Below are 24,522 nucleotides of genomic sequence, written 5' to 3'. Positions count from 1 at the left end.
TGCTCAGACACCGGCCGGCGTACGCGCCTCGGTCCCGGCCGCAGCCGCGGCAGGCACGGCGCCAGGTACGGCGGCGGGCTTCGCGGTCACCGTCCGCCCCGGCAGCAGCGCCGCCGCCACCGCGCCCACACCGACCAGGGCCGCGCCCACCCACAGCGCGGGCCCGAGGCCGTCCACGAAGTGCTGGGCGGGCCCGTAGCCACCCTGCGCGGAGAAGACCGAGGCGAGGGTCGCGATGCCGAGGGCGCCGCCGACCTCACGCAGGGCGTTGTTGGCGCCGGACGCGATGCCCTGCTCGGACGGACGGACGCTGGACATCACCAGATTCGCGGCGGGGGCGAAGTACAGCGCCATGCCGACCCCGCTGATGATCAGGGCGGGCAGCTGGGCGGCGTACGACACATCGGTCTGCACGATGGCGGCGAACCAGGCGAGGCCGAGGGCCTGGAGCGCGAGACCGGCGGTCACGACGGGGCGGCCACCGAACCGGTCGGAGAGGTAGGCCGCGACCGGAGAGACGATCATCGGCATGCCGGTCCAGGGGAGCATCCGCAGGCCCGCCTCGGTCGGCGAGTATCCGAGGACGTTCTGCATGAACTGGCTGAGCAGGAAGATCGAGCCGAACATCCCGACGAACATCAGCAGGCTCGCGGCGTTGATCGCGGAGAAGGCACGGTTACGGAAGAGACGCATCGGCAGCATCGGGTTCTTGCTGCGGATTCCGTGGTGGACGAAGCCGGCGAGCAGCGCGGCGCCCGCGATCAGGCCGGTCAGGACAGGTGCGCTGGTCCAGCCGTCGATGTTGCCCCGGATCAGCCCGTACACGATGCCGAAGAGCCCGCCGCTGGCCAGCAGCGTCCCGGCGATGTCGAGCGGCGCTCCCGTGCCGTACGACTCGGAGAGCCGCAGCCGGGCCAGCGGCAGCAGCGCGAGGCCGAGCGGAACGTTCAACCAGAAGATCCACTGCCAGGACACATGCTCGGTGAGGCTGCCGCCGATGAGCGGACCGCCGGCGACCGCGAGGCCGTTGACGGCGCCCCATATCCCGTACATCATCCCGCGCTTGGCCGCCGGAACGGCCGCCGTGAGCAGGGTCAGCGTCAGCGGCATCATGATCGCGGCGCCGACGCCCTGGACCGCGCGGGCGGCGACCAGCGCCTCGATGCCGGGCGCGAGGGCCGCGGCGGCGGAGGCTCCGGTGAAGATCGCGAGGCCGGTGACGAAGAGCTTGCGGCGCCCGAAGCGGTCACCGAGTGCCGCGCCGAACATCAGCAGCACGGCGAAGGTGAGGGTGTAGGCGCTCACCGTCCATTCGAGGTCGTGCAACTCTCCCCCGAAGTCCTCGCGGATGGCGGGCAGAGCGGTGGTGACGACGAGGTTGTCGAGGGCCGCCATGAATCCGGCGACGCTGGTGATGGCGAGGGCCCAGCCTGCTCCCCCGCGCCGTGCTGTCTGCTGTGACATTACTTCCCCTGTGGTTAGTTATTGATGACTAACTTGCTGGGGCGCAAAAAAGCGCACCCCCCCCGTGACACATGCGACATACGACGTGCGGCATGCGACTCACTCATCGGACTTGGGCTGAGCCGAGTCGTAAAAGCCCGTCCACACCCGGTGATCGGCCTTGAACCCCATCGACACCAGGACGTTGACCAACATGCCGTACGCGAGGAATTGCGTCGTCTCGTCGACGTCCGCTCCCAGCGCGAGGTGAGCCGTGTCGTACATCTCCATCCAGCCGGCCCGCAGCGCCTCGCCGAACTCGCGGTCACCGGAGGCCTCCGCGGAGGCGATGGCGACATACGTCTGCATCTGCATGAGCAGCATGTCCGGGTCATCGGCGATGAGCCCCTGATAGGCCGCGCTCATGGCATGCAGGGCCTCCTGGCCCTCAAGCCCCTCGGACGCCTTCGTGAAGACCTCTTTGACCTCTTGGAGGCACCGCCTGGAAGCGGCGAGGAAGATGGCCTCCTTCCCCGCGAAGAGACGGAAGAGATACGGCTGCGAGACGCCCACCCGCTTGGCGATCGCCTCGGTGGACGTGCCGTTGTAGCCACCGCGGGCGAACTCGATCATCGCCGCGCGGATGACGCTCTCGCGCCGCTCTTCTGCACTCATCCTGACCATGCGAGAAAGTTAGTGGCCAATCACTACCTACGTCAAGAGGGCGGTCGGCAAGCGGACAAGTAAGGGGCACCCGCCCTGGACGGATGCCCCTTACCTCTTCATTCCGTACGAGTTATCTCTTCATGCCGCACGAAGGTCAGGCGAGCTGGACCACGGCGCGGGACATCCCGAGGACCTTCTGGCCACCGCTCTTGGCCACCAGGTCCACCCGGACCCGGTTGTCGTCGAGCTTCTGGGCGACCTTGGCGCTGACCTCGATCAGCGCACCCTTGTCGTCGTTCGGGACCACGACGGGCTTGGTGAAGCGCACGCCGTACTCGACGACGGCGGCGGGGTCACCCGTCCAGTCCGTCACCACACGGATCGCCTCGGCCATGGTGAACATGCCGTGCGCGATGACGTCGGGAAGACCGACCTCGACCGCGAACTTCTCGTTCCAGTGGATCGGGTTGAAGTCGCCGGAGGCGCCCGCGTACCGCACGAGTGTGGCTCGCGTCACGGGGAAACTCTGGGCCGTCAGCTCGGTGCCGACCTCGACGCTGTCGTACGAAATCTTGGCGGTCATCGACTCACGCTCCCTCTGCCGCAGGCGCCGTCGCGGGCTCTGCCTCCGGGTCCGCCGCCCGCGCGACGAGCTTGGTCCAGGCGGTCACGACGTGCTCGCCGGCCTCGTCGTGGACCTCACCCCGGATGTCCAGGATGTCGTTGCCCGCCAGCGACTTGATGGCCTCGATGGTCGAGGTGACCGTGAGCCGGTCTCCCGCACGCACCGGGCGGGTGTACGCGAACTTCTGGTCCCCGTGGACGACGCGGCTGTAGTCGAGTCCCAGCTGCGGGTCCTCGATGACCTGTCCGGCGGCCTTGAAAGAGATGGCGAACACAAAAGTCGGCGGGGCGATCACATCGGGGTGCCCGAACGCCTTGGCGGCCTCCGCGTCGGTGTACGCGGGATTGGTGTCGCCCACCGCTTCGGCGAACTCACGGATCTTCTCCCGGCCGACCTCATAGGGATCGGTGGGCGGGTAGGACCGCCCCACGAAGGACTGGTCGAGCGCCATGGACTCGGCACCTCCTGCAGGTATGGGTAACGACGCGAGGCCGCCCCCGGAAAACGGGGACGGCCTCGTGTACGAGCCTGTGTCTAGCGCGTTTCGCGGTGCGCAGTGTGCGCGTTGCAGCGCGGGCAGTGCTTCTTCATCTCAAGACGGTCCGGGTCGTTACGCCGGTTCTTCTTGGTGATGTAGTTCCGCTCCTTGCACTCCACGCAGGCCAGCGTGATCTTCGGGCGGACGTCTGTGGCAGCCACGTGAGTGCTCCTTGACGGACGGATGGACGGATGAACGCAAAAAAATAGTAGCCGATCGAAGGTCCGACCCCACAATCGGCTACCAATTAGTAGCGGTGACCGGACTTGAACCGGTGACACAGCGATTATGAGCCGCTTGCTCTACCGACTGAGCTACACCGCTGCGATGCCGGATCTCCCCGCCCGAAGGCGAGGATCAACCAACATCAGAGCCCCAATGCGGAATCGAACCGCAGACCTTCTCCTTACCATGGAGACGCTCTACCGACTGAGCTATTGGGGCGAGCGATGAAGACATTACACGCTCGGTCGCCGATCGCCCAAATCCGTTTCGCCCGGGCTCTCCGGGGGCAGAGCGGCAGCCGTCCCGGCCGTCTCACCACTTCACTTCAGCGCCTCGCGCCACACTGGTTCGCCCGTTCGCGGCGGTCGGTTCAGGCCCTGGTGCCGTGCCGGTTGAACCCGTCGTGCCATGCGGGTTCAGCCCTTGGTGCCATGCCGGTTCAGCGCCGCGCCTTTGCCCGGCCGGGACTCGCACCCCGCCCGTGCGGTGGCTCGCGCCCCGCTCCTACGGGCCCCTGCCCGACCCCTATGCGGCTCCCACACGGCGCTTCCGGGCCCTCGCACCACGCCGGTACGACTATTCCGCTCCTCCTCGAAGAGGGCCGGTCGTCGCCCTAGGCTCGACCCACTCTGCGTGATCTTGGACGTCGTGAGCCCGGCCGCCTCCGGCCGGGACGCCTCCGACCCGGACGACGCCACGTCCCGCAGCCGCCCCCGAACCCCAGGAGCGCGATGCCCGACAGCCAGCCGCAGCCACACTCCTCCGGTTCCTCAGGCTCCTCCGGCTCGTCCGGCTCCTCGGGTGACGCCGACGCCACATCGCTGCTCCTCTGCGGCGCCCGGCTGACCGATGGCCGGACCGTGGACGTGCGGCTCGGCTCCGGGCGCATCGAAGCGGTCGGCACGGCGGGCAGCCTGACCACGCTCAACGCGCGCGTGGACCTCGACGGCTACCTCTTGCTGCCGGCCGCGGCCGAACCGCACGCGCACAGCGACACGGCCCTGTCCGCGGACACGGACGGCCCGGCCTCGTACGAGCTCGCCGACGTCCAGCGCAGGACCACCGAGGCCGCTCTGCTGCAGCTCGGGCACGGCGCCACGGCGCTGCGCTCGCACGTACGGATCGGCGACGTACCGGGGCTCACCTCGATGGAAGCGGTGTTGCAGGCGCGGCGCTCGCTGCGCGGCCTGGTCGATCTGACGGCCGTGGCCGTGCCACGGCTGCTGACCGGGGCGGCCGGCGCCGACGGTCTCGCGATGCTGCGGGACGCGGTGAAGATGGGCGCCTCCGTAGTGGGCGGCTGCCCCGACCTCGACCCCGACCCCACCGGGTACGTGGAGGCGGTGCTCGAGGTCGCCGCCGAGCACGGCTGCCCCGTCGACCTGCACACGGACGGCAGCGATCCGGCGCGGCTCGGGCGGCTCGCGGCGATGGCGGGCGGGCTGCGGCCGGGGGTGACGATCGGGCCGTGCGGCGGGCTCGGGCGGCTGCCGTCGGACGTGGCGGCGCGGACCGCGGAACAGCTGGCGGCGGCAGGCGTGACGGTGGTGTGCCTGCCGCAGGGCGGGTGCGGAAGCGTGGACCGGCGGGGCGCGGTGGCTCCGGTACGGCTGCTGCGGGCGGCCGGCGTGCGGGTCGCGGCGGGCAGTGGGGCCATGCGGGACGTGTCGAACCCCGTGGGCCGCGGGGATCCGCTGGAGGCCGCCTATCTGCTGGCCTCGCGGTGCGGGCTGCGCCCTCATGAGGCGTACGGCACCGTGAGCGCGGCGGCGCGGGCCGCCATGGGGCTTCCGCAGGTGCGGGTGGAGGCGGGCTTCCCCGCCGAGTTGCTCGCGGTGCGGGGCGACCGTCTCGCGGGGGCGCTCTCGCTCGCGTACAGCCGCATTGTGGTGCACCGGGGGCGCGTGGTGGCACGGACCAGCGCGGTACGGGAGTACTGCGACTCGGCGGCGTCCGTGGCCCTCGACCTGCCGCGGCAAGGCCGCTCGAACGGAACGGGGCCGGGCCGGGCGAAGGGCGCGGAACCTTCCTGAGGGGCACGGAACCTTCATTGCGGGCGGACCGGCGTTTTCCGGCGCGCCCCCGTGTGCGCGGGGCGATCTTGCATGGGCTGCCGTACGGTCGGAGACATGCGCATTGTCATCGCTGGTGGTCATGGTCAGATCGCGCTGCGGCTGGAGCGGTTGCTCGCCGCGCGGGGTGACGAGGTCGTCGGGCTCATCCGCAGAAACGGGCAGGAGGGCGACCTGCGGGCGGCGGGCGCCGAAGCAGCACTGTGCGACCTGGAGTCGGCGTCGGTCGACGAGGTCGCCGGGCACCTGGAGGGCGCCGACGCGGCCGTCTTCGCGGCGGGCGCGGGGCCGGGCAGCGGAGCCGACCGCAAGAACACCGTGGACCGGGACGCCGCCGTGCTCTTCGCCGACGCGGCGGAGCGCGCGGGCGTGCGGCGCTACGTAGTCGTGTCGTCGATGGGCGCCGATCCCGCGCACAAGGGCGACGAGATCTTCGACGCCTACCTCCGGGCCAAGGGCGAGGCCGACGCGTCCGTACGCGGCCGCAAGTCTCTGGACTGGACGATCCTGCGCCCCGGCATGCTGACGGACGACGCGGGCACCGGCCTCGTACGCCTGGAGGCGTCGACCGGACGCGGGCCGATCCCGCGCGACGACGTGGCCGCCGTGCTCGCGGAGCTCGTCGACTCGTCGGCGACCGCGGGCCTGACGCTGGAACTGGTCAGCGGCTCCACGCCGGTGTCCGTGGCGGTCAAGTCGGTTGCGGGTAACTGACGTCCATCCACAACTGCCTGTCTTCTGATGTCGGCCTCCTGAGGGATGCCACGCGCGCGGGGCGGTGCTTGGCTTGAACTGCCGCCCAGGGGAGGAACGCCATGCCTGCTTCCCATGTGCCCGCCGCGCAAGAAGCGCTCTTGCGGCGGATGTACGCCGTCTTCAGTACCGAAGAGCGCGACGCGTTCATCCCCCGCTCACTGGCACCCGACGTGGACTGGCCGAACCTGCTGGACAACACCCGTGCCCGCGGCATCGCGGCGGTCCGCGCCTACTGGGCACGGCAGTTCGCGGTGATGCACCCGCTGGTGCACCTGGAGAGACTGCGGCTCGACGACGACGGGCGGCGGGTCGTGGCGACCGTACGGCCGGGGCTGCGGGACGAGACGGGCGACCACTGGGCACCGACGACGGTCGAGCACGTCTACACGTTCCGCGCCGACGGCCTGGTGAGCCGGATGGACGTACGCCAGCCGTAGCCGCCGCCTCACGCCTCCGTGCGCCCTGGAGGGCCACCAGAGGCTCTCAGAACAGCGAGAGCTGCCCCGGGAAGTCCGGGACCGCGTAGCCGTCCAGAGCGGGCTGTGCGGCTCCCAGCATGGCCTGCCTGCGCGAGCCAGGGCAGGAGACGAGGTCACCGCTACCGCGCTGACCCGGCGGATCGTGGCGCGCGAAACGCCCCGCGACGACGGCAATGTCACGCCGGCACTCGGGGCAGTTCCTGCGGCGCGATGACATGGAGGGCGCTGACGACATGGACGACATGCCCTCAGCGTACGAAAAGACCCCCTCCGCCTTGCGTTTCCGCAAGACCGGAGAGGGTCTCCTTCGTGTGGCGGCGCCAGGATTCGAACCTGGGAAGGCTGAGCCACACCGCCTGGGATGCTGCCTGGAAACGTCCCGCTGGTGCGGTGCGCTCCGTGGCAACGACGTAAACGATACCCGATACACAGGGGTGCTTCGCCACCCGATTGATCAGCGCCCCGCGCGGAGGCGGTGGCTAGGCTTTGCGGATGCGGCCAGGGACCGAAGGCCGTGCACCAGCTGAGTACGCAGACCCCGATACAAGGAGCCACAGGACATGGCCGACTCCAGTTTCGACATCGTCTCGAAGGTCGAGCGGCAGGAGGTCGACAACGCCCTCAACCAGGCCGCCAAGGAGATTTCGCAGCGCTACGACTTCAAGGGCACGGGTGCCTCGATCGCCTGGTCCGGCGAGAAGATCCTGATGGAGGCGAACGGCGAGGAGCGGGTCAAGGCGATCCTCGACATCTTCCAGTCCAAGCTGATCAAGCGCGGCATCTCCCTGAAGTCGCTGGACGCGGGTGAGCCGCAGCTGTCCGGCAAGGAGTACAAGATCTTCGCCTCCATCGAGGAGGGCATCTCCCAGGAGAACGCCAAGAAGGTTGCCAAGATCATCCGCGATGAGGGCCCGAAGGGCGTCAAGGCACAGGTTCAGGGCGACGAGCTGCGGGTCAGCTCGAAGAGCCGCGATGACCTGCAGGCCGTACAGGCGCTGCTCAAGGGGCAGGACTTCGATTTCGCGGTGCAGTTCGTCAACTACCGGTAGGCGTAGTTCTTCAACTGCCGGTGGGCGTAGTTCGTGCACGCCGGTAGGCGACCGTCTTACTCGTGTTCACCCAGTACGTACTGGTGAGCCCTCGTCAGGCCTCATCAGTACTTACTGGGGAATCTCTCGTCGTAAGACGCCGGAGGGCGGGCACCCGCATCGGGTGCCCGCCCTTGCTGCTGGCCGCAGATCGGGGGATCGGCGCCTCGGGTGGCGCGAGTGGCCTCAGCGGCGCGAGTGGCCGAAGAGGATGCGGTAGGCGACGAGCAGGACGAGCGAGCCGCCGATCGCGGCTGCCCAGGTCGCGCCGTCGTAGATGTCGGTGGCTATCGGGCGGTCGAAGTAGCGGGCGGAGAGCCAGCCGCCGATGAAGGCGCCGGCGATGCCGATGACGGTCGTCCCGATGAAACCGCCCGGGTCGCGGCCGGGCAGCAGGACCTTGGCCACGACACCGGCGAGCAGCCCTAGAACGATCCAGCTGATGATGCCCATGCGGTGAACCTGCCCCTCTGTCGTGCTGTTGTCCTGAAGGACGTCACGAGCGCGGGACGCGGTTGCGGTGATCGGCGAGGTGCGGCGTATGCCACAGGCGGGCTCTGGGGCCACAGGCGGGCCCCGGGGCGGGGCGGTCGTATCAGCGCGCGGCGAACGGCTGGTCCGTGCGCACGATTTCGCGGCCCAGCGGCAGCAACGACACCGGAATCAGCTTGAAGTTGGCGATGCCCAGCGGGATGCCGATGATCGTGACGCACAGGAGGAGGCCGGTGACGATGTGGCCGATGGCGAGCCACCAGCCCCCGAGGATCAGCCACAGGACGTTGCCGATGCAGGACGGCGCGCCCGCGTCGCGGCGCTCGACTGTCGTGTAGCCGAAGGGCCACAGGGCATAGCGGCCGATCCGGAAGCTGGCGAGACCGAACGGGATGCCGATGATCGTGATGCACAGGAGCGCCCCGGCCACGAGGTAGCCGAGGAACATCCAGAAGCCGCAGAGGACTAGCCATATGACGTTGAGAATTGTCTTCACTGGTGGCGACCTGCCATCTGCTCGAGCCGGGCGATGCGCTCCGCCATCGGCGGGTGCGTGGAAAACATTTTGGACATGCCCTGCCCCGGACGGAAAGGGTTCGCAATCATCATGTGACTTGCCGTCTCGAGGCGGGGCTCGGGCGGCAGCGGGAGTTGTTTCGTACCCGCGTCGAGCTTGCGCAGGGCGCTGGCGAGGGCCAGTGGGTCGCCGGTGAGCTGCGCGCCGGACGCGTCCGCCTCGTACTCCCTGGAGCGGCTGATCGCGAGTTGGATGACGGAGGCGGCCAGCGGGCCCAGGAGCATGATCAGGAGCATGCCGAAGATGCCGGGGCCTTCGTTGTCGTTCGACCTGCCGATCGGGATCAGCCAGGCGAAGTTGACGAGGAACATGATCACCGAGGCGAGTGCGCCCGCGACCGATGAGATCAGGATGTCGCGGTTGTAGACGTGGCTGAGTTCGTGGCCGATGACGCCTCGCAGCTCTCGCTCGTCCAGGAGGCGCAGGATGCCGTCGGTGCAGCACACCGCGGCGTTGCGCGGGTTGCGGCCCGTCGCGAACGCGTTCGGCGCCTCGGTGGGCGAGATGTAGAGACGGGGCATGGGCTGGCGGGCCTGGGTGGAGAGCTCGCGGACCATGCGATACAGCTGTGGTGCCTCGAATTCACTCACCGGGCGCGCGCGCATCGCGCGCAGGGCGAGCTTGTCGCTGTTCCAGTACGCGTACGCGTTGGTGCCGAGCGCCACGAAAAGCGCGACGATCAGGCCCGTACGTCCGAAGAAACTGCCGATGACGAGAATGAGAGCGGACAGTCCCCCGAGGAGTACGGCGGTCTTCAGCCCGTTGTGCCGGCGGTGCACGGTACGCCCTCCTGTGGTGCGTGGGGGAACCCTCTGTCTACTGGTGCTTCCACTCTTCAGTGGACCCTCCCGTACTGGTCAACGCCAGGCGGGGAGCACTAGTTCCCTTGTGCGCGCAGGAGCGGCGCAGGAGCGGTGTGGGCCGCTCGGGTGACGGCCGAGCGGGGCTCCTGACGGGGTGGGTCGCGTCAGAACAGGCCGGTGTCGGAGAACCTCAGGACGAGTTGCGGCGCTCCGGAGAGTGCGATGCCGAGGACAGCGGCCAGGGCGATGGCCGCCGTCAGGGGGGCCGGGACGCGGTGCTTGACCGGCTCGCCCTCGGGGGCGCGGAACAGCAGCGCGGTCCACTGGAGGTAGTAGAAGAGCGCGATCACCACGTTCGCTGCCATCACCACGGCGAGCCAGCCCAGGCCCGCGCCGACCGCCGCCGAGAAGACGGTGACCTTCGCGAAGAGGCCGATGATGCCCGGCGGCAGGCCCGCGAGGCAGAGCAGGAAGAAGCCGAGCACCAGGGCCGCGAGGGGGCTTGTGGCGTACAGGCCTCGGTAGTCGCCGACGCGGTTCAGGCGCTGCGTACGGCCGACGAGCGCGACGACGGCGAAGCCTCCGAGGTTCACGACCGCGTACATGAGGGCGTACGCGACGGTGGAGCCGATGGCCTTCTCGGCCTCCGCGGGGTTGTCGGCGTATCCGGCCGCCGCGATCGGCACCAGGAGGTAACCCGCCTGGCCGACCGAGGACCAAGCGAGCAGGCGTACCGCGCTGTACGCGCGCGTGGCCTGCTGGCGCAGCGCGGCCACGTTGCCCGCGGTCATGGTGAGAGCGGCGAGTACGGCCAGTGCCGGACCCCACACGTCCGCGTACGACGGGAAGGCGACGACGGTGACGAGGATCAGGCCGGTGAAGCCGACCGCCTTGCCGACGACGGAGAGGTAGGCGGCGACCGGCAGCGGCGCTCCTACGTACGTGTCCGGCACCCAGAAGTGGAAGGGCACGGCCGCCACCTTGAAGGCGAAGCCGACGAGGGTCAGGGCGACGCCGGTCTGGGCGAGGGTGTCCAGTTGCCCGTCGACGTGCCGGAGCTCTTCGGCGATCTCCGTGAGGTGCAGGGTGCCGGTAGCGGCGTACACGAAGCTGACGCCCATCAGCGTGACGGCGGTCGCGGTGACGGAGGAGAGGAAGAACTTCAGGGCCGCTTCGGAGGACCGCTTGTCGCCGTGCCTGAGGCCCACGAGCGCGAAGGCGGGCAGGGAGGCGACTTCGAGGGCGACGACGAGGGTGGCCAGGTCGCGTGATGCGGGCAGCAGGGCGGCTCCCGCGGCGGAGGAGAGCAGCAGGAACCAGAACTCCCCTTCGGGGAGTTGCCCAGCCGTGCCGTTCGCGTCCTTCAGGGCGCTCATCGAGAGCAGCCCGGCCAGCAGGGCACCGCCGAGGACGAGCAGTTGGATGACGAGCGTGAAGCGGTCGGCGGTGTAGCTGCAGGCGTTCGCGCCGTCGGTCAGGCAGAACGTCGACCGGTCGTCGTTCAGGATCGGCAGCAGGGAGAGCGCGGCGACGGCGAGGCCCGCGACGGAGATCCAGCCGAGCAGCACCTTCTTCTTGTCGCCCACGAAGAGGTCGGCGACGAGTACGAGGAGACCGACGACCGCCGCGATGGTGGGCGGAGCGATCGCGAGCCAGTCGACGGACTGGACGACGCCGGCGGCGCTTTCGGCGGCCACGGTCACGACTTGCCTCCCGAGAGGAGCTGCTGCACGGCCGGGTCGGTGAGGCCGAGCAGAGCGGCGGGCCAGAGTCCGGCGAGGACGGTGAGGGCGACGAGCGGGGTCCAGGCGGCGAACTCGTAGCCCTGGACGTCGGCGAGCGCTTGGGGTTCGGTCTTGGCGGCACCCCGCGCCCCTGGGGCCACCGGGCCCATGCAGACCCGGCGTACGACGATGAGCATGTACGCGGCGGTGAGCAGGGTGCCGACAGCTGCGATGGCCATGAAGGTGAGGAAGGCCGGGCGGCTGAGGTCGTCGGCGGGCTTGAACGCGCCGAACAGGGCGAGCATCTCGCCCCAGAATCCGGCGAGACCCGGCAGACCGAGCGAGGCGACGGCGCCGAAGGCGAGGAGGCCGCCGAGGCGGGGTGCCTTGCCGTACAGCGCGGCGCCCGATTCCTGCGCGAGGGTGTCGAGGTCGCTGGTGCCGGTGCGGTCCTTGAGCGCGCCGACGAGGAAGAACAGCAGGCCGGTGATGAGGCCGTGCGCGATGTTGGCGAACAGCGCGCCGTTCACGCCGGTCGGGCTCATCGTCGAGATGCCGAGCAGCACGAAGCCCATGTGGCCCACGGACGAGTACGCGATGAGGCGCTTGAGATCGCCCTTCGCGCCCTGCTTGGCGAGGGCGAGGCAGGCGAGCGAACCGTAGATGATTCCGACGACCGCGAAGGCCGCGAGGTACGGCGCGAAGGTGTGCATGCCGTCGGGCGCGATCGGCAGCAGAATCCGGACGAATCCGTACGTACCCATCTTCAGCAGTACGCCGGCCAGCAGGACCGAGCCGACGGTGGGCGCGGCGGTGTGCGCGTCCGGCAACCAGCTGTGCAGCGGCCACATCGGCGTCTTGACCGCGAGGCCGATCCCGATCGCCAGAACGGCGATGACCTGCACGGATGTGCTCAGCCTCGGACCGTTGTCAGTGGCGAGTGCCACCATGTCGAATGTGCCGGACTTGAGGCCGATGAGGAGGAGGCCGAGCAGCATCACGACGGAGCCGAGCAGGGTGTAGAGGATGAACTTCCAGGCGGCCTGCGTGCGTTCGGCGCCGCCCCAGCGTGCGATGAGGAAGTACATCGGGATGAGGACCATCTCGAACGCCAGGAAGAACAGCAGCAGATCGAGGACGGCGAAGGTCGCGAGGGTGCCGGACTCGAGCACGAGGATCAGCGCGACAAATGCCTTGGGAGACGGGCCCGACGGCATTTTGAAGTAGGAGTACAGCGCGCAGAGGAAGGTCAGGAGCGCGGTCAGGACCAGGAGGGGGAGCGAGATGCCGTCGATGCCGAGGTGGATGCGCACGTCGAGTGCGGGAATCCAGCTGATATCGGTCGTGGCCTGCATCTTTGACGGGTTGTCATGGTCGAAGCCAAACGCCAGGACGATCGCGGCGATGAGAATTGCGCCGGTGACGATCACGCCGTGGCGCAGCACCGCCTGGTCGGGTGACTTCCCCTTCAGTCCGGGCGGTGCGGGCAGGAGAGCCGCGACGGCGCCGATGAGCGGGCCGACGACGATCAACGCCAGAAGAAGCTGCATCACGGATTCACTGATATCGATCACGGCTGCTCACGCTCCGGCGGTGGCGACGAGGACGGCGGCGACGGCCAGGACGACGGTGCCCGCGAGCAGCGCGCTCAGGTAGGTCTGCACGTTGCCGGTCTGTGCGCGGCGGACGGCCGCGCCCAGCCAGCGGGGTGCGGTGCCGGCACCGCGTACGTACGTGTCGACGACCTCGCGGTCGAGGAACCGTACGAGGCGTGCGGCGGCCTGCACGGGGCGCACGAACAGGGCGGCGTAGACGGCGTCGAGGTGGAAGCCGACGGCGGCGTGCCGGTGCAGCGGGCCGAGCAGGAGGCGGCCGGGGTCGGCCGGGTCGTGGGCGGCGGCCACGTCTCCGTAGGCGGGGGCGTGCGTGGCGATGGCCTCGGCTTCGACCTGGCCCGCGTCGGCTCCGGAGTCGACGGCGACCGCGCCCATCGGGTGGCGGACGGCGAGCGCCGTGGTGTGACGCCACGCCCCGTACGTGACGAGCCCGCCGACCAGGGCGAATCCCGTGCCGAGGACGGAGGTGGTGAGGGTCGGGGTGAGCGAGTGGCCGTCGAACCAGTCCGGCAGGACGCCGACGGTGAGGCCGAAGGCGAGTGAGGGGACGGCGAGCACCCAGAGCACGGCCGTCATGGTGATGGGTTGCCTTCCGTGGTCCGGGGCCTCGGGGCCCTTGCCGTTGAAGGCGAGCAGCCACAGACGCGTCGCGTAGGCGGCGGTGAGGAGGGCGGTCAGCAGGCCGGCGACCAGGACGATCCAGCCCGCCGCGGTGGGCGCGGTCTCGGAGTGACCGGTGGCCGCGTGTTCGGCGGCACCCAGGACGGCTTCCTTGGAGAAGAAGCCGCTGAAGGGCGGGATCGCGGCGAGCGCGAGGAGCGCCACGGTCATCGTCCAGAAGGCGTCGGGGACCCGGTCGCGCAGGCCCTTCATACGGGACATCGCGGCGAGGGAGTTCGTGCCGGCGGCGTGGATGATCACGCCCGCGCCGAGGAAGAGGAGCGCCTTGAAGGCACCGTGCGACAGGAGGTGGAAGACGGCGGCACCGCGGTCGCCGACGGCGAGGGCGCCGGTCAGATAGCCGAGCTGGCCGATCGTCGAGTACGCGAGGACGCGCTTGATGTCGTCCTGGGCGAGCGCGGCGAGTGCCGAACCCGCCATCGTGACGGCGGCCATGACGGCGAGGACGACCAGTGCCGCCGACGAGGCGGCGAAGACGGGGAGGAGCCGGGCCACGAAGTAGACACCGGCGGCGACCATCGTCGCGGCGTGGATGAGCGCGGAGACGGGCGTGGGGCCCGCCATCGCGTCGGGCAGCCAGGTGTGCAGCGGGAACTGCGCGGACTTGCCCGCCACGCCGGCGAGGAGAAGCAGGGCGATCAGTGTCGGGTGGTCGAGGCCGCCGCCCGCGACCGTCGCGAGGACGGTCGTGATGCGGAACGACCCGGCGTCGACTGCGAGCGCGAACAGGCCGATCAGGAAGGGGACGTCGCCGAGCTTGGTGACCAGGAAGGCCTTGAGGGAGGCGGCGCGGGCTTCAGGCGTCTCCCAGTAGTGGCCGACGAGGAAGTACGAGCAGATGCCCATGATCTCCCAGCCGACCAGGAGCACCATCAGGTCGCCGGAGTAGACGACGAGCAGCATCGCGGAGGTGAAGAGGGAGACGAGAGCGGCGTACGAGGGGTAGCGCGGGTCGTCGCGCAGGTAGCCCGTCGAGTAGATCTGCACGCAGGTGGCGACGACGCCGACCAGGACGGCGACGAGGGCGGCGAAGCCGTCGACGTGCAGGGCGAGTTCGATGGGGACCGAGCCGGTCGGGGTGAGCTCGGTGGCGGAGTCGATGTCGGCGCCGCCGCCGTGGCGGGCGGCGACCAGGACGGCGAGGGCCAGCGCCACCAGGGTGGGCAGCACCGCGAGGGGGCGTACGAGACCGGGGACGGTGCGGCCGAGCAGCAGACCGGCGACCGCGCCGAGGAACGGCAGGAGGGGGACGAGTACGGCGAGGGTGGTCGTGGTCACGCGGCGGCCTCAGCCTTCTGTGCCGGGGCGGGCTCCTCGGCGGCCACGCCCTCGGCGTCGTCATCGGGGTCGTCGGGGCCCTCGGCGGTGTCGCGGAGTTCGTCGACGGCGGAGGAGCCGCGGTTGCGGTAGACCGCCAGGACGATCGCGAGGCCGATGCCGATCTCCGCCGCGGCGATGGCGATGGTGAACAGGGTCAGGGCCTGGCCGGAGTGGAGGGCGTCGCGGAGCCAGACGTCGAAGGCGACCAGGTTGAGGTTGACGGCGTTGAGCATGAGCTCGACGGACATCAGGACGAGGATCGCGTTGCGCCGGGCGAGCACTCCGTACAGGCCTACGCAGAAGAGGAGGGCGGCCAGGACGGCGGGATAGGCGAGGTGCATCAGCGCTGCTCCTTGTCGCTGGGGGCGTCGCTGGGGGCACCGTTCGTGCGGGGGTTGCCGCTCGTGCGGGTGTCACCGCTCGTGCGGGTGGCACCGGGGGGTCGGGGTTTCCCGAGCGTGCCGGTGGCACCAGGCGTGCGGGGGTCGCCGGGGGTTCGGGGGTCGCCGGGGGTTCGGGGGTCGCCGGGGGTTCGGGGGTCGCCGGGGGTGTCGTTCAGGCGGGTCATGCGGGCGTTCCTGCGGGAGAGGACGATCGCGCCGACCAGGGCGGCGAGGAGCAGGACCGAGAGGGCCTCGAAGGGCAGCACCCAGTGCCGGAAGAGGAACTTTCCGGTCACGGCGGTGGAGCCCTGGGCCTCGTCGGCGGCGCGGTCGAGGTCGATCCAGGTGGTCCGGAAGGCGTCGACGACCACCCAGACCAGGGAGCCCGCCGCGAGGACGGCCACCGCGAGCGCGACCGGGCGGTTGCCCGAATCGGCGTCCGGGGAGCGGCCGATGGGGGCCCGCGTGAGCATCAGTCCGAACAGGAGGAGGACGACGACGGAGCCGACGTAGATCAGTACCTGTACCCAGGCGATGAACTCGGCGGTGAGCAGGAGGTACTCGACGGCCAGGCCGCCGAGCGTCGCCACGAGCCACAGGGCGGCGTGCACCAGCTGCTTGGTGGTGACGGTGACGATCGCCGAGCCGAGGGTGACGAGGCCGACCAGGAGGAAGGCGATCTCCACTCCCGTCGGGGAGAGGAAGCCTTGGGGAGCGTTGGCCGCCAGAGGGGCATTGGCGGCTGCTGTCAGAGGGGCATTTGCTGCTGTCGCCGCAGCGGCTGCGAGGGTCACGCGGGTCCCTCCGGTCCGGACGGCGCTTCCGGGGAAGCCTCGGCCGCGGCTTCGGCTTCCTGCGCGGCGGCCAGTTTCTCCGCTGACTTGCGGGCGGTGGCGATCTCCTTGGGCTCCTCGGCCGCGGGGTCCAGGGCCGGCGGGGCCGGGACCGTCCACATCCAGTCGCGGAGCTTGTCGCGCTCGTGGGTGAGTTCGTGGATGTCGGTCTCGGCGTACTCGAACTCGGGGGACCAGAACAGTGCGTCGAAGGGGCAGACCTCGATGCAGATGCCGCAGTACATGCAGAGGGAGAAGTCGATGGCGAAGCGGTCCAGGACGTTGCGGCTGCGCTCGCGGCCGCCCTCGACGGCGGGCGGGACCGTCTCCTTGTGGGAGTCGATGTAGATGCACCAGTCCGGGCACTCCCGGGCACAGAGCATGCAGACCGTGCAGTTCTCCTCGAAGAGCCCGATGACGCCGCGGGTGCGGGGCGGGAGTTCGGGCTGGTGCTCCGGGTACTGCTCGGTGACGGTCTTCTTCGTCATCGTGCGGAGGGTGACGGCGAGGCCCTTGGCCAGGCCGGATCCGGGGACGGGAGACATGGTTAGGAGATCGCCACCTTCACGATTCCGGTGAGCGCGATCTGCGCGAGGGCGAGCGGGACGAGGAGGGTCCAGGAGAACTTCTGGAGCTGGTCCTCGCGGAGACGGGGGTAACTGACGCGCAGCCAGATCACGAGGAAGGCCAGTACGCCGGTCTTCAGGAGGGTCCAGACCCAGCCGAGGCCGTCGGCGCCCCAGGGGCCGTGCCAGCCGCCGAGGAAAAGGACGGTGGTGAGGCCGCAGAGGACGACGATTCCGGCGTACTCGGCGAGGAGGAAGAGGGCGAAGCGCAGGCCCGTGTACTCGGTGTAGGCACCGAAGATGATCTCCGAGTCGGCGACCGGCATGTCGAAGGGCGGGCGCTGGAGTTCGGCGAGGCCGGCCACGAAGAAGACGAGGGCGCCGACGATCTGCCAGGGCAGCCACCACCACTCGAAGGCGTTGAGGATGCCGGGCAGCGACACCGTGCCCGCGGCCATCGCGACCGAGGCGGCGGCGAGCAGCATCGGGAGTTCGTACGCCAGGAGCTGGGCGGCGGTGCGCAGGCCGCCGAGGAGGGAGAACTTGTTGGCGCTTGCCCAGCCCGCCATGAGCGAGCCGAGTACGCCGACGCCCATCACCGCGAGCACGAAGAAGATGCCGGCGTCGACGAGTTGGCCGACGGCGCCCTCGCTCGGGCCGATGGGGATGGCGACCAGGACGATGAGGTAGGGCAGCAGGGCGATCGCGGGAGCGAGCTGGAAGATGCGGCGGTCGGCATCGGCCGGTACGACGTCTTCCTTCTGCGCGAACTTGACGCCGTCGGCGACGAGCTGGGCCCAGCCGTGGAAGCCGCCCGCGTACATGGGGCCGAGGCGGCCCTGCATGTGGGCCATCACCTTGTGCTCGGTCTGGCCGACGACCAGGGGCAGTACGAGGAAGACGGCGAAGACGACGAGGAGACGCAGGGCGACATCGAGCACGTCGGTCACTCCGAGCCTCCTTGACGGTCGTCGGGGGTGGTTTCGGGGGCCTTGGGGGTGCCGGTGGTTTCGGGGGTGCCGGGGGTCTCGGGGGTGCCGGGGGTCTCGGGGTCCTTGGGGGTGCCGGTGTCTGTGTCCTTGGCGTCCTTGGCTTCCTTGGCGTCCCCGGCGTCGTTAGCGTCCCCGGCGTCGTTAGCGTCCCCGGCGTCCTTGGCGTCCCCGGCGTCCTTGGCGTCCTTGGCGTCCCCGGCGTCCTTCGTGTCGAACGCCGGTCGTGCCTGGTGCCAGGGGGCGTCGGAACTGGCCGCGGGCGTCTTGGGCTTCGGCTCGGGTGTGGGAGCGGCAGCCGCATCGGGCTCGGGCGTCTTCGGCTCCGAGGCCGCCACCTCCGACGCCTCCGCCGCCGTTCGCTGTGATGCCGAGCCCTGGCTCACGCTGCGGGACCGGCGTGGTGTCCGGGCCGGCGGTTGCTCGGCGGCTTCGGGCCGGCCCGTGGCCGGCGGTGCGGCAGCCGCCTGGCTGGCCGAGCCCTCGCCCGCCGTGCGTGCCCGGCGTACGGGACGGTCGCCTGCCGCGCGGGCGGCGCCGCGGGCCGGGCGGGCCGGGGCCGCGGGGAGCTGGCCCTTGAGAGGGCCCCATTCGTTCGGGTCGGGTACGCCCGGCGGCAGCATCTGGCGGCGCTTGGGACCGCCGTGCTCCGACTCCCCCGGCTCCTTCGCGCCGGGCCACGCCTTCGCGACCCGCGCTGCCAGGACGAAGTCCTTGCGGAGGGGGTGCCCCTCGAAGGTGTCCGGCAGAAGCAGCGGCACCAGGTGCGGGTGGCCTTCGAAAGCGACGCCGAACATCTCGTGCGTCTCGCGCTCGTGCCACGCCGCGCCCGCGTAGACATCGACCGCGGTCGGCAGGACAGGGGCGTCGTGCGGAACGGTCGTACGGATGAGGAGGCGTCGTACCGGAGAGAGGGCGACGACGTGGGCCGAGACGCGGAAGCCCGTGCCCGGTTCGTCGACCGCGCTCAGCCAGTCGAAATAGGTACAGGTCAGAGTCGTGCGCGCGGTTTCGAGCGCCGCGATCCACGAGCTCGGCGGGACGTCGACCGTCAGGAGGTCGTACGACTCCTCGGCCGTGGCCTCCGTACCGAAGAGCTCCTCGACGGGGCTCGGCAGCCAGCCGGTCATGCCTTCCCCTCCCCCGGAGCCGAAGCTGAGGATCCCGACTCCGCCGGTGGCTTCACGAGCCCGCTCTGCAGAGCCGCCGCCGAAGGCCGGCCGCCGTTGCCGTTGCCGTTCCCCCGGCCGTACCGCTCGCCCAGCGACTCCGCCGCGATCTTCTCCTGCAGCTTGAGAATGCCTTGGAGGAGCGCTTCGGGGCGGGGCGGGCAGCCGGGTACGTACACGTCGACCGGAATGATCTGGTCGACGCCCTTGGTCACCGCGTACGAGTCCCAGTACGGGCCGCCGCAGTTGGAGCAGGCGCCGAAGGAGATGACGTACTTCGGCTCGGGCATCTGCTCGTACAGGCGCTTCACCGCCGGGGCCATCTTGTCCGTGACCGTGCCGGAGACGACCATCAGGTCGGCCTGGCGCGGGCCCGGCGCGAACGGGATCACGCCGAGCCGGATGAAGTCGTGCCGGGCCATGGAAGCGGCGATGAACTCGATGGCGCAGCAGGCGAGGCCGAAGTTGAAGACCCACAAGGAGTACCGGCGGCCCCAGTTGAGGACCACCTTCATCGGCTCGGGGGCAAGCCGCGACAGCACGCCGAGCTTCTGCGGCTCGGGCGTGGGGAGCAGGGTCGGCTCGGGCAGGAGCACGGGCTCCGGGGTCACGTCCGTGCGAGGACGCTCCGGGGTCACGTCCATGTGAGGACGCCCTTCTTGTATGCGTACAGCAGGCCCACGGTCAGGAAGCCGAGGAAGATGAACATCTCCACCAGCGTCGTCGCACCGTAGCCGGGCGCGGCGAAAACCGTCGCCCATGGAAAGAGAAAGATCGAGTCGACGGCGAAGATGACATAGAGGAAGGCGTAGACGTAGTAGCGGACCTGGGTGTGGGCCCAGCCGTCGCCGACCGGGTCGACGCCGCACTCGTACGTCAGGAGCTTCTCGGGAGTCGGCACCACGGGCCGCAGCAGCCGACCCGCGCCGAAGGCGACACCGACGAACAGCACGCCGACGACGGCGAGCAGTCCGACGACGGAGTACGACTGGTAGTAGCTCGCCGCGACGTCTCTCACGTGCACGTCAGCCCCTCACTCCCTGACCGCCCTCTGACACTCATCACTGTTCGACGATCTGTACGCACGGGAGTCTAGGGCCTGCTAAAGGCGAGGTAAGCAGAGCGTCACGCATCGGCAAGGACTGATCCCTCGTGGCGTCGCCCCGGCCCCCGCCCCGACCCCGCCCATACCCCGCCCCGGACATCACCCCTGAGGCGCACCGCCAGGTGGGGTTATCCCCCGGATGCCCGGGCGGCCCTCCTCATGGCATCGCGGCTGCGAGCCGGGCAGGCTAGCGCGTATGACCGCTCGCGCCATGTCCTCAGCCATGTCCCCGCCGCCGCCCGCACGCTTCGCGGCGTACGACCGGCAGACCTGGAAGGAGATCGCCCATCTCCTGGCCAACCTCCCGCTGGGCGTGGCGGGTTTCGTCTACGTCGTGGTGGCGCTCGCCGCCGGCGGCGGTCTCGCCGTGACGGTCATCGGCCTGCCGCTCCTCGCTGCGGCGCTGCTCGGCGCGCGGCAGATCGGCAAGGCGGAGCGGGCGCGGGCGCGGGGGCTGCTCGGGCTGCGGATCGACGAGCCGAGCCCGATGCCGAAACAGCGTGACCACGGTTTCTTCAGCTGGCTGTGGTCGGGCCTGAAGGACCCGGTCGGCTGGCGCACGATGCTGTACTCGTTCATGCGGCTGCCCTGGGGCGTGGTGACGTTCGCGATCACCCTCACCGGGCTCTTCGTCCTGTGGCCCGTGCTCCCCTACATCGTGCGCGGTCTGACCAACGCCGACCGCGTGATGGTGCGCGGGCTGCTCTCGCCCTCGGACGAACTGGAGCGGCGCATCGTCGAGTTGGAGTCGGACCGCGGGACCGTCGTCGATACGGCGGCGGCCGACCTGCGCCGCATCGAGCGCGACCTGCACGACGGTGCGCAGGCCCGCCTGGTCGCGCTGGCCATGGGGCTCGGTCTGGCCAAGGAGAAGCTCCTGGAGGGCCAGGCCGACGACACTGTCGCGGCGATGGTCGACGAGGCGCACGGCGAGGTGAAGCTCGCCCTCCAGGAGCTGCGCGATCTGGCCCGCGGCATCCACCCCGCGGTCCTGACCGACCGAGGTCTGGACGCCGCGCTGTCGTCGGTGGCCTCACGGTGCACGGTCCCGGTGAAGGTGACGGCCGATCTGCCGACGCGTCCGGCCGCCGCGATCGAGGGCATCGCGTACTTCACGGTCTCCGAACTCCTGCAGAACATCAGCAAGCACAGCGGGGCGCGCTCGGCGTCCGTGGACGTGTGGCGCGCCGACCAGCGGCTGCTCATCCAGGTGTGGGACGACGGCCGGGGCGGCGCCAATCTCGACGGGGGTACGGGCATGGCGGGGCTCGCGGACCGGCTCGGCGCGGTCGACGGCCTGTTCGTGATCGAGTCGCCGGTGGGCGGCCCCACGACGATCACGGCTGAGCTGCCGTGGCGCGACCGGGACCGCGACCGGGACCGCGACCACTCGGCCCGGGGGTAGGGAAAACCCCCGGCCGAAGACCCCTACGCACCACATGGTCCGGATCAGCTCCGGCCAGCACCCTTGAGGTACGACGCCGAAGCAGACGCCACAGTTCACGCGGACCGAACAGAAACGGACGACACCGATGGCCACGGAGTACGGGCAGGAGCACGGACAGGAGTACGGGCGCATGGACCGTTCGGAGTTCAGCGGATCCGAGTTCCGGGGGTCCGAGTTCCGGGGGTCCGAGTTCCGGGGGTCCGAGTTCCGGGGATCGGAGTACCGGGGATCGGGGTTCCGGGGATCCGACCTCGAAGAGCGGCGGCCTCGTATCCCCGCAGGGCTGCGCGCTCCGATCGAGGCGCGCGCCTGGAAAGAGTTCGGCCATGTGCTCCTGAGCCTGCCGATCAGCCTCGTGACGTTCACGTTCGCGGTCACGATGCTGTCGCTCGGCGTCGGACTGCTGATCACGTTCATCGGCATCCCCGTGCTCGCCGCCGGGCTCGCCGCCTGCCGCGGCTTCGGCACCCTGGAGCGGGTCCGGGCGCGCGCGCTGCTCGGCGTGGAGGTGGCGGACCCGGAGCCGCTGCGGCCCAAGAACGGCGGCGGGCCCATGGCGTGGATGGGCGCCGTGCTCAAGAGCGGCGTCTCCTGGCGGCACGTCCTCTACGCCGTCCTCCACATGCCGTGGGCGATCTTCTCCTTCACGGTGTCGGTGGCCTTCTGGACGTACGGCTGGGCGATGCTCACGTACCCCCTGTGGCAGTGGCTCTTCCCGGTCTACGGCGGCCAGGACGGCATACAGCTCTACGGCGACGACGGGCACCGCATCCTCATCGACAACCCCTTCGAGATCGGCGTCACCGCCCTCACCGGTCTGCTGATCACGCTCGCCACGCCCTGGATCATCCGGGCCCTGACCACGGTCGACCGCGTCATGGTCGTCGGACTGCTCGGCCCCTCAAGCCTGGCGACGCGCGTCGTCGAGCTGGAGTCGGACCGCGGAGTCGTCGTCGACACGGCAGCCGCTGACCTGCGCCGCATCGAGCGCGACCTGCACGACGGGGCACAGGCCCGCCTGGTCGCCCTCGCCATGGACCTCGGTCTGGCCAAGGAGAAGCTGACGGAGGACCCTCAGGCCGCGGCCCGCATGGTGGACGAGGCGCACGGCGAGGTGAAGGTCGCCCTCCAGGAGCTGCGCGATCTGGCCCGCGGCATCCACCCCGCGGTCCTGACCGACCGCGGCCTGGACGCGGCGCTCTCCGCACTCGCCGCCCGGTGCACGGTCCCGGTCCAGGTCGAGGTGGATCTGCCCGCACGTCCTGCCGCCGCGATCGAGGGCATCGCGTACTTCACGGTCTCCGAGCTCCTGCAGAACATCAGCAAGCACGCGCGGGCGTCGCGCGGCTCGGTCGACGTCTGGAAGGTCGAGAACCGGCTGATGCTCCAGGTCACCGACGACGGGGCGGGCGGCGCGGACGTGACCGGCGGCTCCGGACTGGCGGGGCTCGCCGAGCGGCTCGACGCGGTCGACGGGATTCTGGTCGTCGATTCGCCGGTGGGCGGGCCCACGGCGGTGACGGCGGAGCTGCCCTGGCGGGCGTAGCGGGCCTTCGGCGTCCACCCACCCGGTCTGCCCGCAGCGCGGGGCGGCCGGGTGGGTTCTGCCTGTGCACGTCGGCGCTGCCTGCGCCGGCCGCCGCGCCCGCCGTGAGTGAACACAGGCAAGCGGTCTGTCCACGGAAGCCGTAACGCCCCCTCGTACGCGCGATACTGAGGAGCCGGGGACAACCAGAATCGAATATGCCGGGGGGGCCGTGAACGTGGAGGACAAAGTGCGGGTCGTCATCGCCGAGGATTCAGTGCTGCTGAGGGAGGGCCTGACCCGGTTGCTGACCGACCGCGGGCACGACGTCGTCGCGGGAGTCGGCGACGCGGACGCGCTGATCAAGACGATCGGCGAGCTCTCCTCGGCGGGCGAGCTGCCCGATGTGGTCGTCGCCGACGTGCGGATGCCTCCGACGCACACCGACGAGGGTGTGCGGGCCGCGGTGCATCTGCGCCATCAGTTCCCGGGCCTCGGGGTGCTCGTCCTTTCGCAGTACGTGGAGGAGCAGTACGCCACCGAGCTGCTCGCCGGGTCCAGCCGTGGCGTCGGCTATCTGCTCAAGGACCGTGTCGCCGAGGTGCGCGAATTCGTGGACGCCGTGGTGCGTGTCGCGCAGGGCGGTACGGCGCTCGACCCGGAGGTCGTGGCGCAGTTGCTCGGCCGCAGCCGCAAGCAGGACGTCCTCGCGGGGCTTACTCCGCGCGAGCGTGAGGTACTCGGCCTGATGGCCGAAGGGCGTACGAACTCAGCGGTGGCCCGGCAGTTGGTGGTGAGCGACGGGGCGGTCGAGAAGCACGTCAGCAACATCTTCCTGAAGCTGGGGCTCTCCCAGAGCGACGGGGATCACCGGCGCGTACTGGCGGTTCTCACCTACCTCAACTCCTAGCAATCTGACATGCCGTCAGCTATGCACATGCCCGCAGGCACAGAACAGAGCAGGCACAGAACAGAGCAGGCACCGCACAGAGCAGGCACCGCACAGAGCAGGTACAGAACAGAGCAGGTACAGAACAGAACAGTCCTAGAACCAAAGGATGAGCGGAGGGCGTCTTCCATGACGGGCCGGGGGGCGAGGCGCACCATGACAAATCAGGGCATTAATGCGTCTCAAAAGCGTGTCCGTCATGCGATCTACCCCAGGTAGGCGACCCTTACCGTCGTAGGGTGGCCCTTGGGAAGGCCGGTCGCCCAGCCTTTCCCGCTCAGCCGCCCGAGGGAGGTCCAGTTCAGTGACCAGCCAGGTCAGTAGCCCAGCCGAGCAGGCCGATGGGGCAGTCGTCGGAGAGCAGCGCAAGCCCGCAGGTGAGAAGGATGTCCGCCGTCTGGATCGGGTGATCATTCGCTTTGCGGGTGACTCGGGTGACGGTATGCAGCTG

Annotated in this window: 26 protein-coding genes and 2 tRNA genes; 7 read left to right on the top strand and 21 right to left on the bottom strand. The window is 70.0% G+C overall.

Features of this window, described 5'->3' with window-relative positions:
* Positions 1 to 3: 3 nt before the first annotated feature.
* From IE226_RS29105 to IE226_RS29075, 7 genes are all read right to left on the bottom strand, one after another.
* Positions 4 to 1,464, bottom strand: coding sequence for an MFS transporter (locus IE226_RS29105; protein ID WP_190084394.1), 1,461 nt, complete (start codon positions 1,462 to 1,464; stop codon positions 4 to 6).
* Positions 1,465 to 1,563: 99 nt separating this feature from the next.
* Positions 1,564 to 2,127, bottom strand: coding sequence for a TetR/AcrR family transcriptional regulator (locus IE226_RS29100; RefSeq protein ID WP_190084393.1), 564 nt, complete (start codon positions 2,125 to 2,127; stop codon positions 1,564 to 1,566).
* Positions 2,128 to 2,263: 136 nt separating this feature from the next.
* Positions 2,264 to 2,692 carry a MaoC family dehydratase gene (locus tag IE226_RS29095; protein WP_190084392.1) on the bottom strand — a complete coding sequence of 143 codons (429 nt, stop codon included), beginning with the start codon at positions 2,690 to 2,692 and terminating at the stop codon, positions 2,264 to 2,266.
* A 4-nt stretch (positions 2,693 to 2,696) separates the two neighbouring features.
* On the bottom strand, positions 2,697 to 3,185 hold the full coding sequence (locus IE226_RS29090) for a MaoC family dehydratase N-terminal domain-containing protein (protein WP_190084391.1): 489 nt from the start codon (positions 3,183 to 3,185) through the stop codon (positions 2,697 to 2,699).
* 83 nt (positions 3,186 to 3,268) lie between these two features.
* Positions 3,269 to 3,433 (bottom strand): 50S ribosomal protein L33, encoded by a 165-nt coding sequence (rpmG, locus tag IE226_RS29085; protein WP_004571794.1) that lies wholly within the window; start codon positions 3,431 to 3,433, stop codon positions 3,269 to 3,271.
* 90 nt (positions 3,434 to 3,523) lie between these two features.
* Positions 3,524 to 3,596 (bottom strand) — tRNA-Met (locus tag IE226_RS29080).
* A gap of 47 nt (positions 3,597 to 3,643) precedes the next feature.
* A tRNA-Thr gene (locus IE226_RS29075) sits at positions 3,644 to 3,716 on the bottom strand.
* 512 nt (positions 3,717 to 4,228) lie between these two features.
* Here IE226_RS29075 and IE226_RS29070 point away from each other — a divergent pair.
* From IE226_RS29070 to IE226_RS29060, 3 genes are all read left to right on the top strand, one after another.
* The gene (locus IE226_RS29070; RefSeq protein WP_190084390.1) at positions 4,229 to 5,530 is read left to right on the top strand and encodes an amidohydrolase family protein; all 1,302 of its coding nucleotides are present in this window, start codon (positions 4,229 to 4,231) and stop codon (positions 5,528 to 5,530) included.
* 96 nt (positions 5,531 to 5,626) lie between these two features.
* A complete protein-coding gene (locus tag IE226_RS29065; RefSeq protein ID WP_190084389.1) occupies positions 5,627 to 6,283 on the top strand; it encodes an SDR family oxidoreductase in 657 nt (218 codons plus the stop codon).
* Positions 6,284 to 6,384: 101 nt separating this feature from the next.
* Positions 6,385 to 6,762, top strand: a complete 378-nt coding sequence (locus tag IE226_RS29060) for a nuclear transport factor 2 family protein (protein ID WP_229871603.1) — start codon at positions 6,385 to 6,387, stop codon at positions 6,760 to 6,762.
* A gap of 46 nt (positions 6,763 to 6,808) precedes the next feature.
* On the opposite strand, the gene IE226_RS29055 is transcribed toward IE226_RS29060, so the two are convergent.
* A complete protein-coding gene (locus tag IE226_RS29055) occupies positions 6,809 to 7,021 on the bottom strand; it encodes a hypothetical protein (RefSeq protein WP_190084540.1) in 213 nt (70 codons plus the stop codon).
* Between the two features lie 343 nt (positions 7,022 to 7,364).
* Here IE226_RS29055 and IE226_RS29050 point away from each other — a divergent pair, with 343 nt between their 5' ends.
* Positions 7,365 to 7,853: a YajQ family cyclic di-GMP-binding protein gene (locus IE226_RS29050; protein WP_055564526.1), complete on the top strand. Its 489-nt coding sequence runs from the start codon at positions 7,365 to 7,367 to the stop codon at positions 7,851 to 7,853.
* A 225-nt stretch (positions 7,854 to 8,078) separates the two neighbouring features.
* Here the strand turns inward: IE226_RS29050 and IE226_RS29045 are convergent, their stop codons facing one another.
* The 13 genes from IE226_RS29045 to IE226_RS44245 all read right to left on the bottom strand — a co-directional run bounded on the left by IE226_RS29045 (position 8,079) and on the right by IE226_RS44245 (position 20,069).
* Positions 8,079 to 8,345: a GlsB/YeaQ/YmgE family stress response membrane protein gene (locus IE226_RS29045; protein ID WP_190084388.1), complete on the bottom strand. Its 267-nt coding sequence runs from the start codon at positions 8,343 to 8,345 to the stop codon at positions 8,079 to 8,081.
* A 142-nt stretch (positions 8,346 to 8,487) separates the two neighbouring features.
* Positions 8,488 to 8,880 carry a YccF domain-containing protein gene (locus tag IE226_RS29040; protein ID WP_190084387.1) on the bottom strand — a complete coding sequence of 131 codons (393 nt, stop codon included), beginning with the start codon at positions 8,878 to 8,880 and terminating at the stop codon, positions 8,488 to 8,490.
* Positions 8,877 to 9,740 (bottom strand): zinc metalloprotease HtpX, encoded by an 864-nt coding sequence (gene htpX / locus IE226_RS29035; RefSeq protein WP_190084386.1) that lies wholly within the window; start codon positions 9,738 to 9,740, stop codon positions 8,877 to 8,879. Before htpX ends, IE226_RS29040 begins: the two co-directional genes overlap by 4 nt.
* Before the next feature lie 188 nt (positions 9,741 to 9,928).
* The gene (locus tag IE226_RS29030; protein WP_229871602.1) at positions 9,929 to 11,467 is read right to left on the bottom strand and encodes an NADH-quinone oxidoreductase subunit N; all 1,539 of its coding nucleotides are present in this window, start codon (positions 11,465 to 11,467) and stop codon (positions 9,929 to 9,931) included.
* Positions 11,464 to 13,062 (bottom strand): complex I subunit 4 family protein, encoded by a 1,599-nt coding sequence (locus tag IE226_RS29025; RefSeq protein WP_190084385.1) that lies wholly within the window; start codon positions 13,060 to 13,062, stop codon positions 11,464 to 11,466. The genes IE226_RS29030 and IE226_RS29025 overlap by 4 nt, the downstream gene beginning before the upstream one ends.
* Positions 13,063 to 13,068: 6 nt before the next feature.
* Positions 13,069 to 15,063: an NADH-quinone oxidoreductase subunit 5 family protein gene (locus IE226_RS29020; RefSeq protein WP_190084384.1), complete on the bottom strand. Its 1,995-nt coding sequence runs from the start codon at positions 15,061 to 15,063 to the stop codon at positions 13,069 to 13,071.
* Positions 15,060 to 15,446 (bottom strand): NADH-quinone oxidoreductase subunit NuoK, encoded by a 387-nt coding sequence (nuoK, locus tag IE226_RS29015; RefSeq protein ID WP_190084383.1) that lies wholly within the window; start codon positions 15,444 to 15,446, stop codon positions 15,060 to 15,062. The genes IE226_RS29020 and nuoK overlap by 4 nt, the downstream gene beginning before the upstream one ends.
* Positions 15,446 to 16,240 carry an NADH-quinone oxidoreductase subunit J family protein gene (locus tag IE226_RS29010; protein WP_190084538.1) on the bottom strand — a complete coding sequence of 265 codons (795 nt, stop codon included), beginning with the start codon at positions 16,238 to 16,240 and terminating at the stop codon, positions 15,446 to 15,448. Before IE226_RS29010 ends, nuoK begins: the two co-directional genes overlap by 1 nt.
* Before the next feature lie 38 nt (positions 16,241 to 16,278).
* Entirely contained in the window at positions 16,279 to 16,866 is a 588-nt protein-coding gene (locus IE226_RS29005) for a NuoI/complex I 23 kDa subunit family protein (protein ID WP_190084382.1), read from the bottom strand.
* A gap of 2 nt (positions 16,867 to 16,868) precedes the next feature.
* Entirely contained in the window at positions 16,869 to 17,837 is a 969-nt protein-coding gene (locus tag IE226_RS29000) for a complex I subunit 1/NuoH family protein (RefSeq protein ID WP_190084381.1), read from the bottom strand.
* Complete coding sequence (locus tag IE226_RS28995; protein ID WP_190084380.1) at positions 17,834 to 19,006, bottom strand: NADH-quinone oxidoreductase subunit C; 1,173 nt, start codon at positions 19,004 to 19,006, stop codon at positions 17,834 to 17,836. Before IE226_RS28995 ends, IE226_RS29000 begins: the two co-directional genes overlap by 4 nt.
* Positions 19,003 to 19,689, bottom strand: a complete 687-nt coding sequence (locus tag IE226_RS28990; RefSeq protein WP_229871601.1) for an NADH-quinone oxidoreductase subunit B — start codon at positions 19,687 to 19,689, stop codon at positions 19,003 to 19,005. Before IE226_RS28990 ends, IE226_RS28995 begins: the two co-directional genes overlap by 4 nt.
* Positions 19,680 to 20,069, bottom strand: coding sequence for an NADH-quinone oxidoreductase subunit A (locus IE226_RS44245; protein WP_373307054.1), 390 nt, complete (start codon positions 20,067 to 20,069; stop codon positions 19,680 to 19,682). Before IE226_RS44245 ends, IE226_RS28990 begins: the two co-directional genes overlap by 10 nt.
* A gap of 277 nt (positions 20,070 to 20,346) precedes the next feature.
* On the opposite strand from IE226_RS44245, the gene IE226_RS28985 reads away from it, so the two are divergent.
* The 3 genes from IE226_RS28985 (at position 20,347) to IE226_RS28975 (ending at position 24,032) form a co-directional block, all read left to right on the top strand.
* Positions 20,347 to 21,555, top strand: coding sequence for a sensor histidine kinase (locus IE226_RS28985; RefSeq protein ID WP_190084378.1), 1,209 nt, complete (start codon positions 20,347 to 20,349; stop codon positions 21,553 to 21,555).
* A 127-nt stretch (positions 21,556 to 21,682) separates the two neighbouring features.
* Positions 21,683 to 23,143 carry a sensor domain-containing protein gene (locus IE226_RS28980; RefSeq protein ID WP_229871600.1) on the top strand — a complete coding sequence of 487 codons (1,461 nt, stop codon included), beginning with the start codon at positions 21,683 to 21,685 and terminating at the stop codon, positions 23,141 to 23,143.
* Positions 23,144 to 23,372: 229 nt separating this feature from the next.
* A complete protein-coding gene (locus IE226_RS28975; protein WP_308429567.1) occupies positions 23,373 to 24,032 on the top strand; it encodes a LuxR C-terminal-related transcriptional regulator in 660 nt (219 codons plus the stop codon).
* The last annotated feature ends 490 nt before the right edge of the window (positions 24,033 to 24,522 follow it).

This window comes from Streptomyces longisporoflavus, assembly GCF_014649775.1.
GTDB lineage: Bacteria > Actinomycetota > Actinomycetes > Streptomycetales > Streptomycetaceae > Streptomyces > Streptomyces longisporoflavus.
This window is presented reverse-complemented; position numbering and strand designations above follow the sequence as displayed.

Coding starts and splice junctions, on each gene's coding strand:
- IE226_RS29065 (WP_190084389.1), top strand. CDS start 5,627: ATGCGCATTGTCATCGCTGGTGGTCATGGTCAGATCGCGCTGCGGCTG.
- IE226_RS29090 (WP_190084391.1), bottom strand. CDS start 3,185: ATGGCGCTCGACCAGTCCTTCGTGGGGCGGTCCTACCCGCCCACCGAT.
- IE226_RS29055 (WP_190084540.1), bottom strand. CDS start 7,021: ATGTCATCGCGCCGCAGGAACTGCCCCGAGTGCCGGCGTGACATTGCC.
- IE226_RS28985 (WP_190084378.1), top strand. CDS start 20,347: ATGACCGCTCGCGCCATGTCCTCAGCCATGTCCCCGCCGCCGCCCGCA.
- IE226_RS29005 (WP_190084382.1), bottom strand. CDS start 16,866: ATGTCTCCCGTCCCCGGATCCGGCCTGGCCAAGGGCCTCGCCGTCACC.
- IE226_RS29070 (WP_190084390.1), top strand. CDS start 4,229: ATGCCCGACAGCCAGCCGCAGCCACACTCCTCCGGTTCCTCAGGCTCC.
- IE226_RS29050 (WP_055564526.1), top strand. CDS start 7,365: ATGGCCGACTCCAGTTTCGACATCGTCTCGAAGGTCGAGCGGCAGGAG.
- IE226_RS29100 (WP_190084393.1), bottom strand. CDS start 2,127: ATGGTCAGGATGAGTGCAGAAGAGCGGCGCGAGAGCGTCATCCGCGCG.
- IE226_RS29045 (WP_190084388.1), bottom strand. CDS start 8,345: ATGGGCATCATCAGCTGGATCGTTCTAGGGCTGCTCGCCGGTGTCGTG.
- IE226_RS28990 (WP_229871601.1), bottom strand. CDS start 19,689: ATGGACGTGACCCCGGAGCGTCCTCGCACGGACGTGACCCCGGAGCCC.
- IE226_RS29060 (WP_229871603.1), top strand. CDS start 6,385: ATGCCTGCTTCCCATGTGCCCGCCGCGCAAGAAGCGCTCTTGCGGCGG.
- IE226_RS29105 (WP_190084394.1), bottom strand. CDS start 1,464: ATGTCACAGCAGACAGCACGGCGCGGGGGAGCAGGCTGGGCCCTCGCC.
- IE226_RS28980 (WP_229871600.1), top strand. CDS start 21,683: ATGGCCACGGAGTACGGGCAGGAGCACGGACAGGAGTACGGGCGCATG.
- nuoK (WP_190084383.1), bottom strand. CDS start 15,446: ATGCACCTCGCCTATCCCGCCGTCCTGGCCGCCCTCCTCTTCTGCGTA.
- IE226_RS28995 (WP_190084380.1), bottom strand. CDS start 19,006: ATGACCGGCTGGCTGCCGAGCCCCGTCGAGGAGCTCTTCGGTACGGAG.
- IE226_RS29095 (WP_190084392.1), bottom strand. CDS start 2,692: ATGACCGCCAAGATTTCGTACGACAGCGTCGAGGTCGGCACCGAGCTG.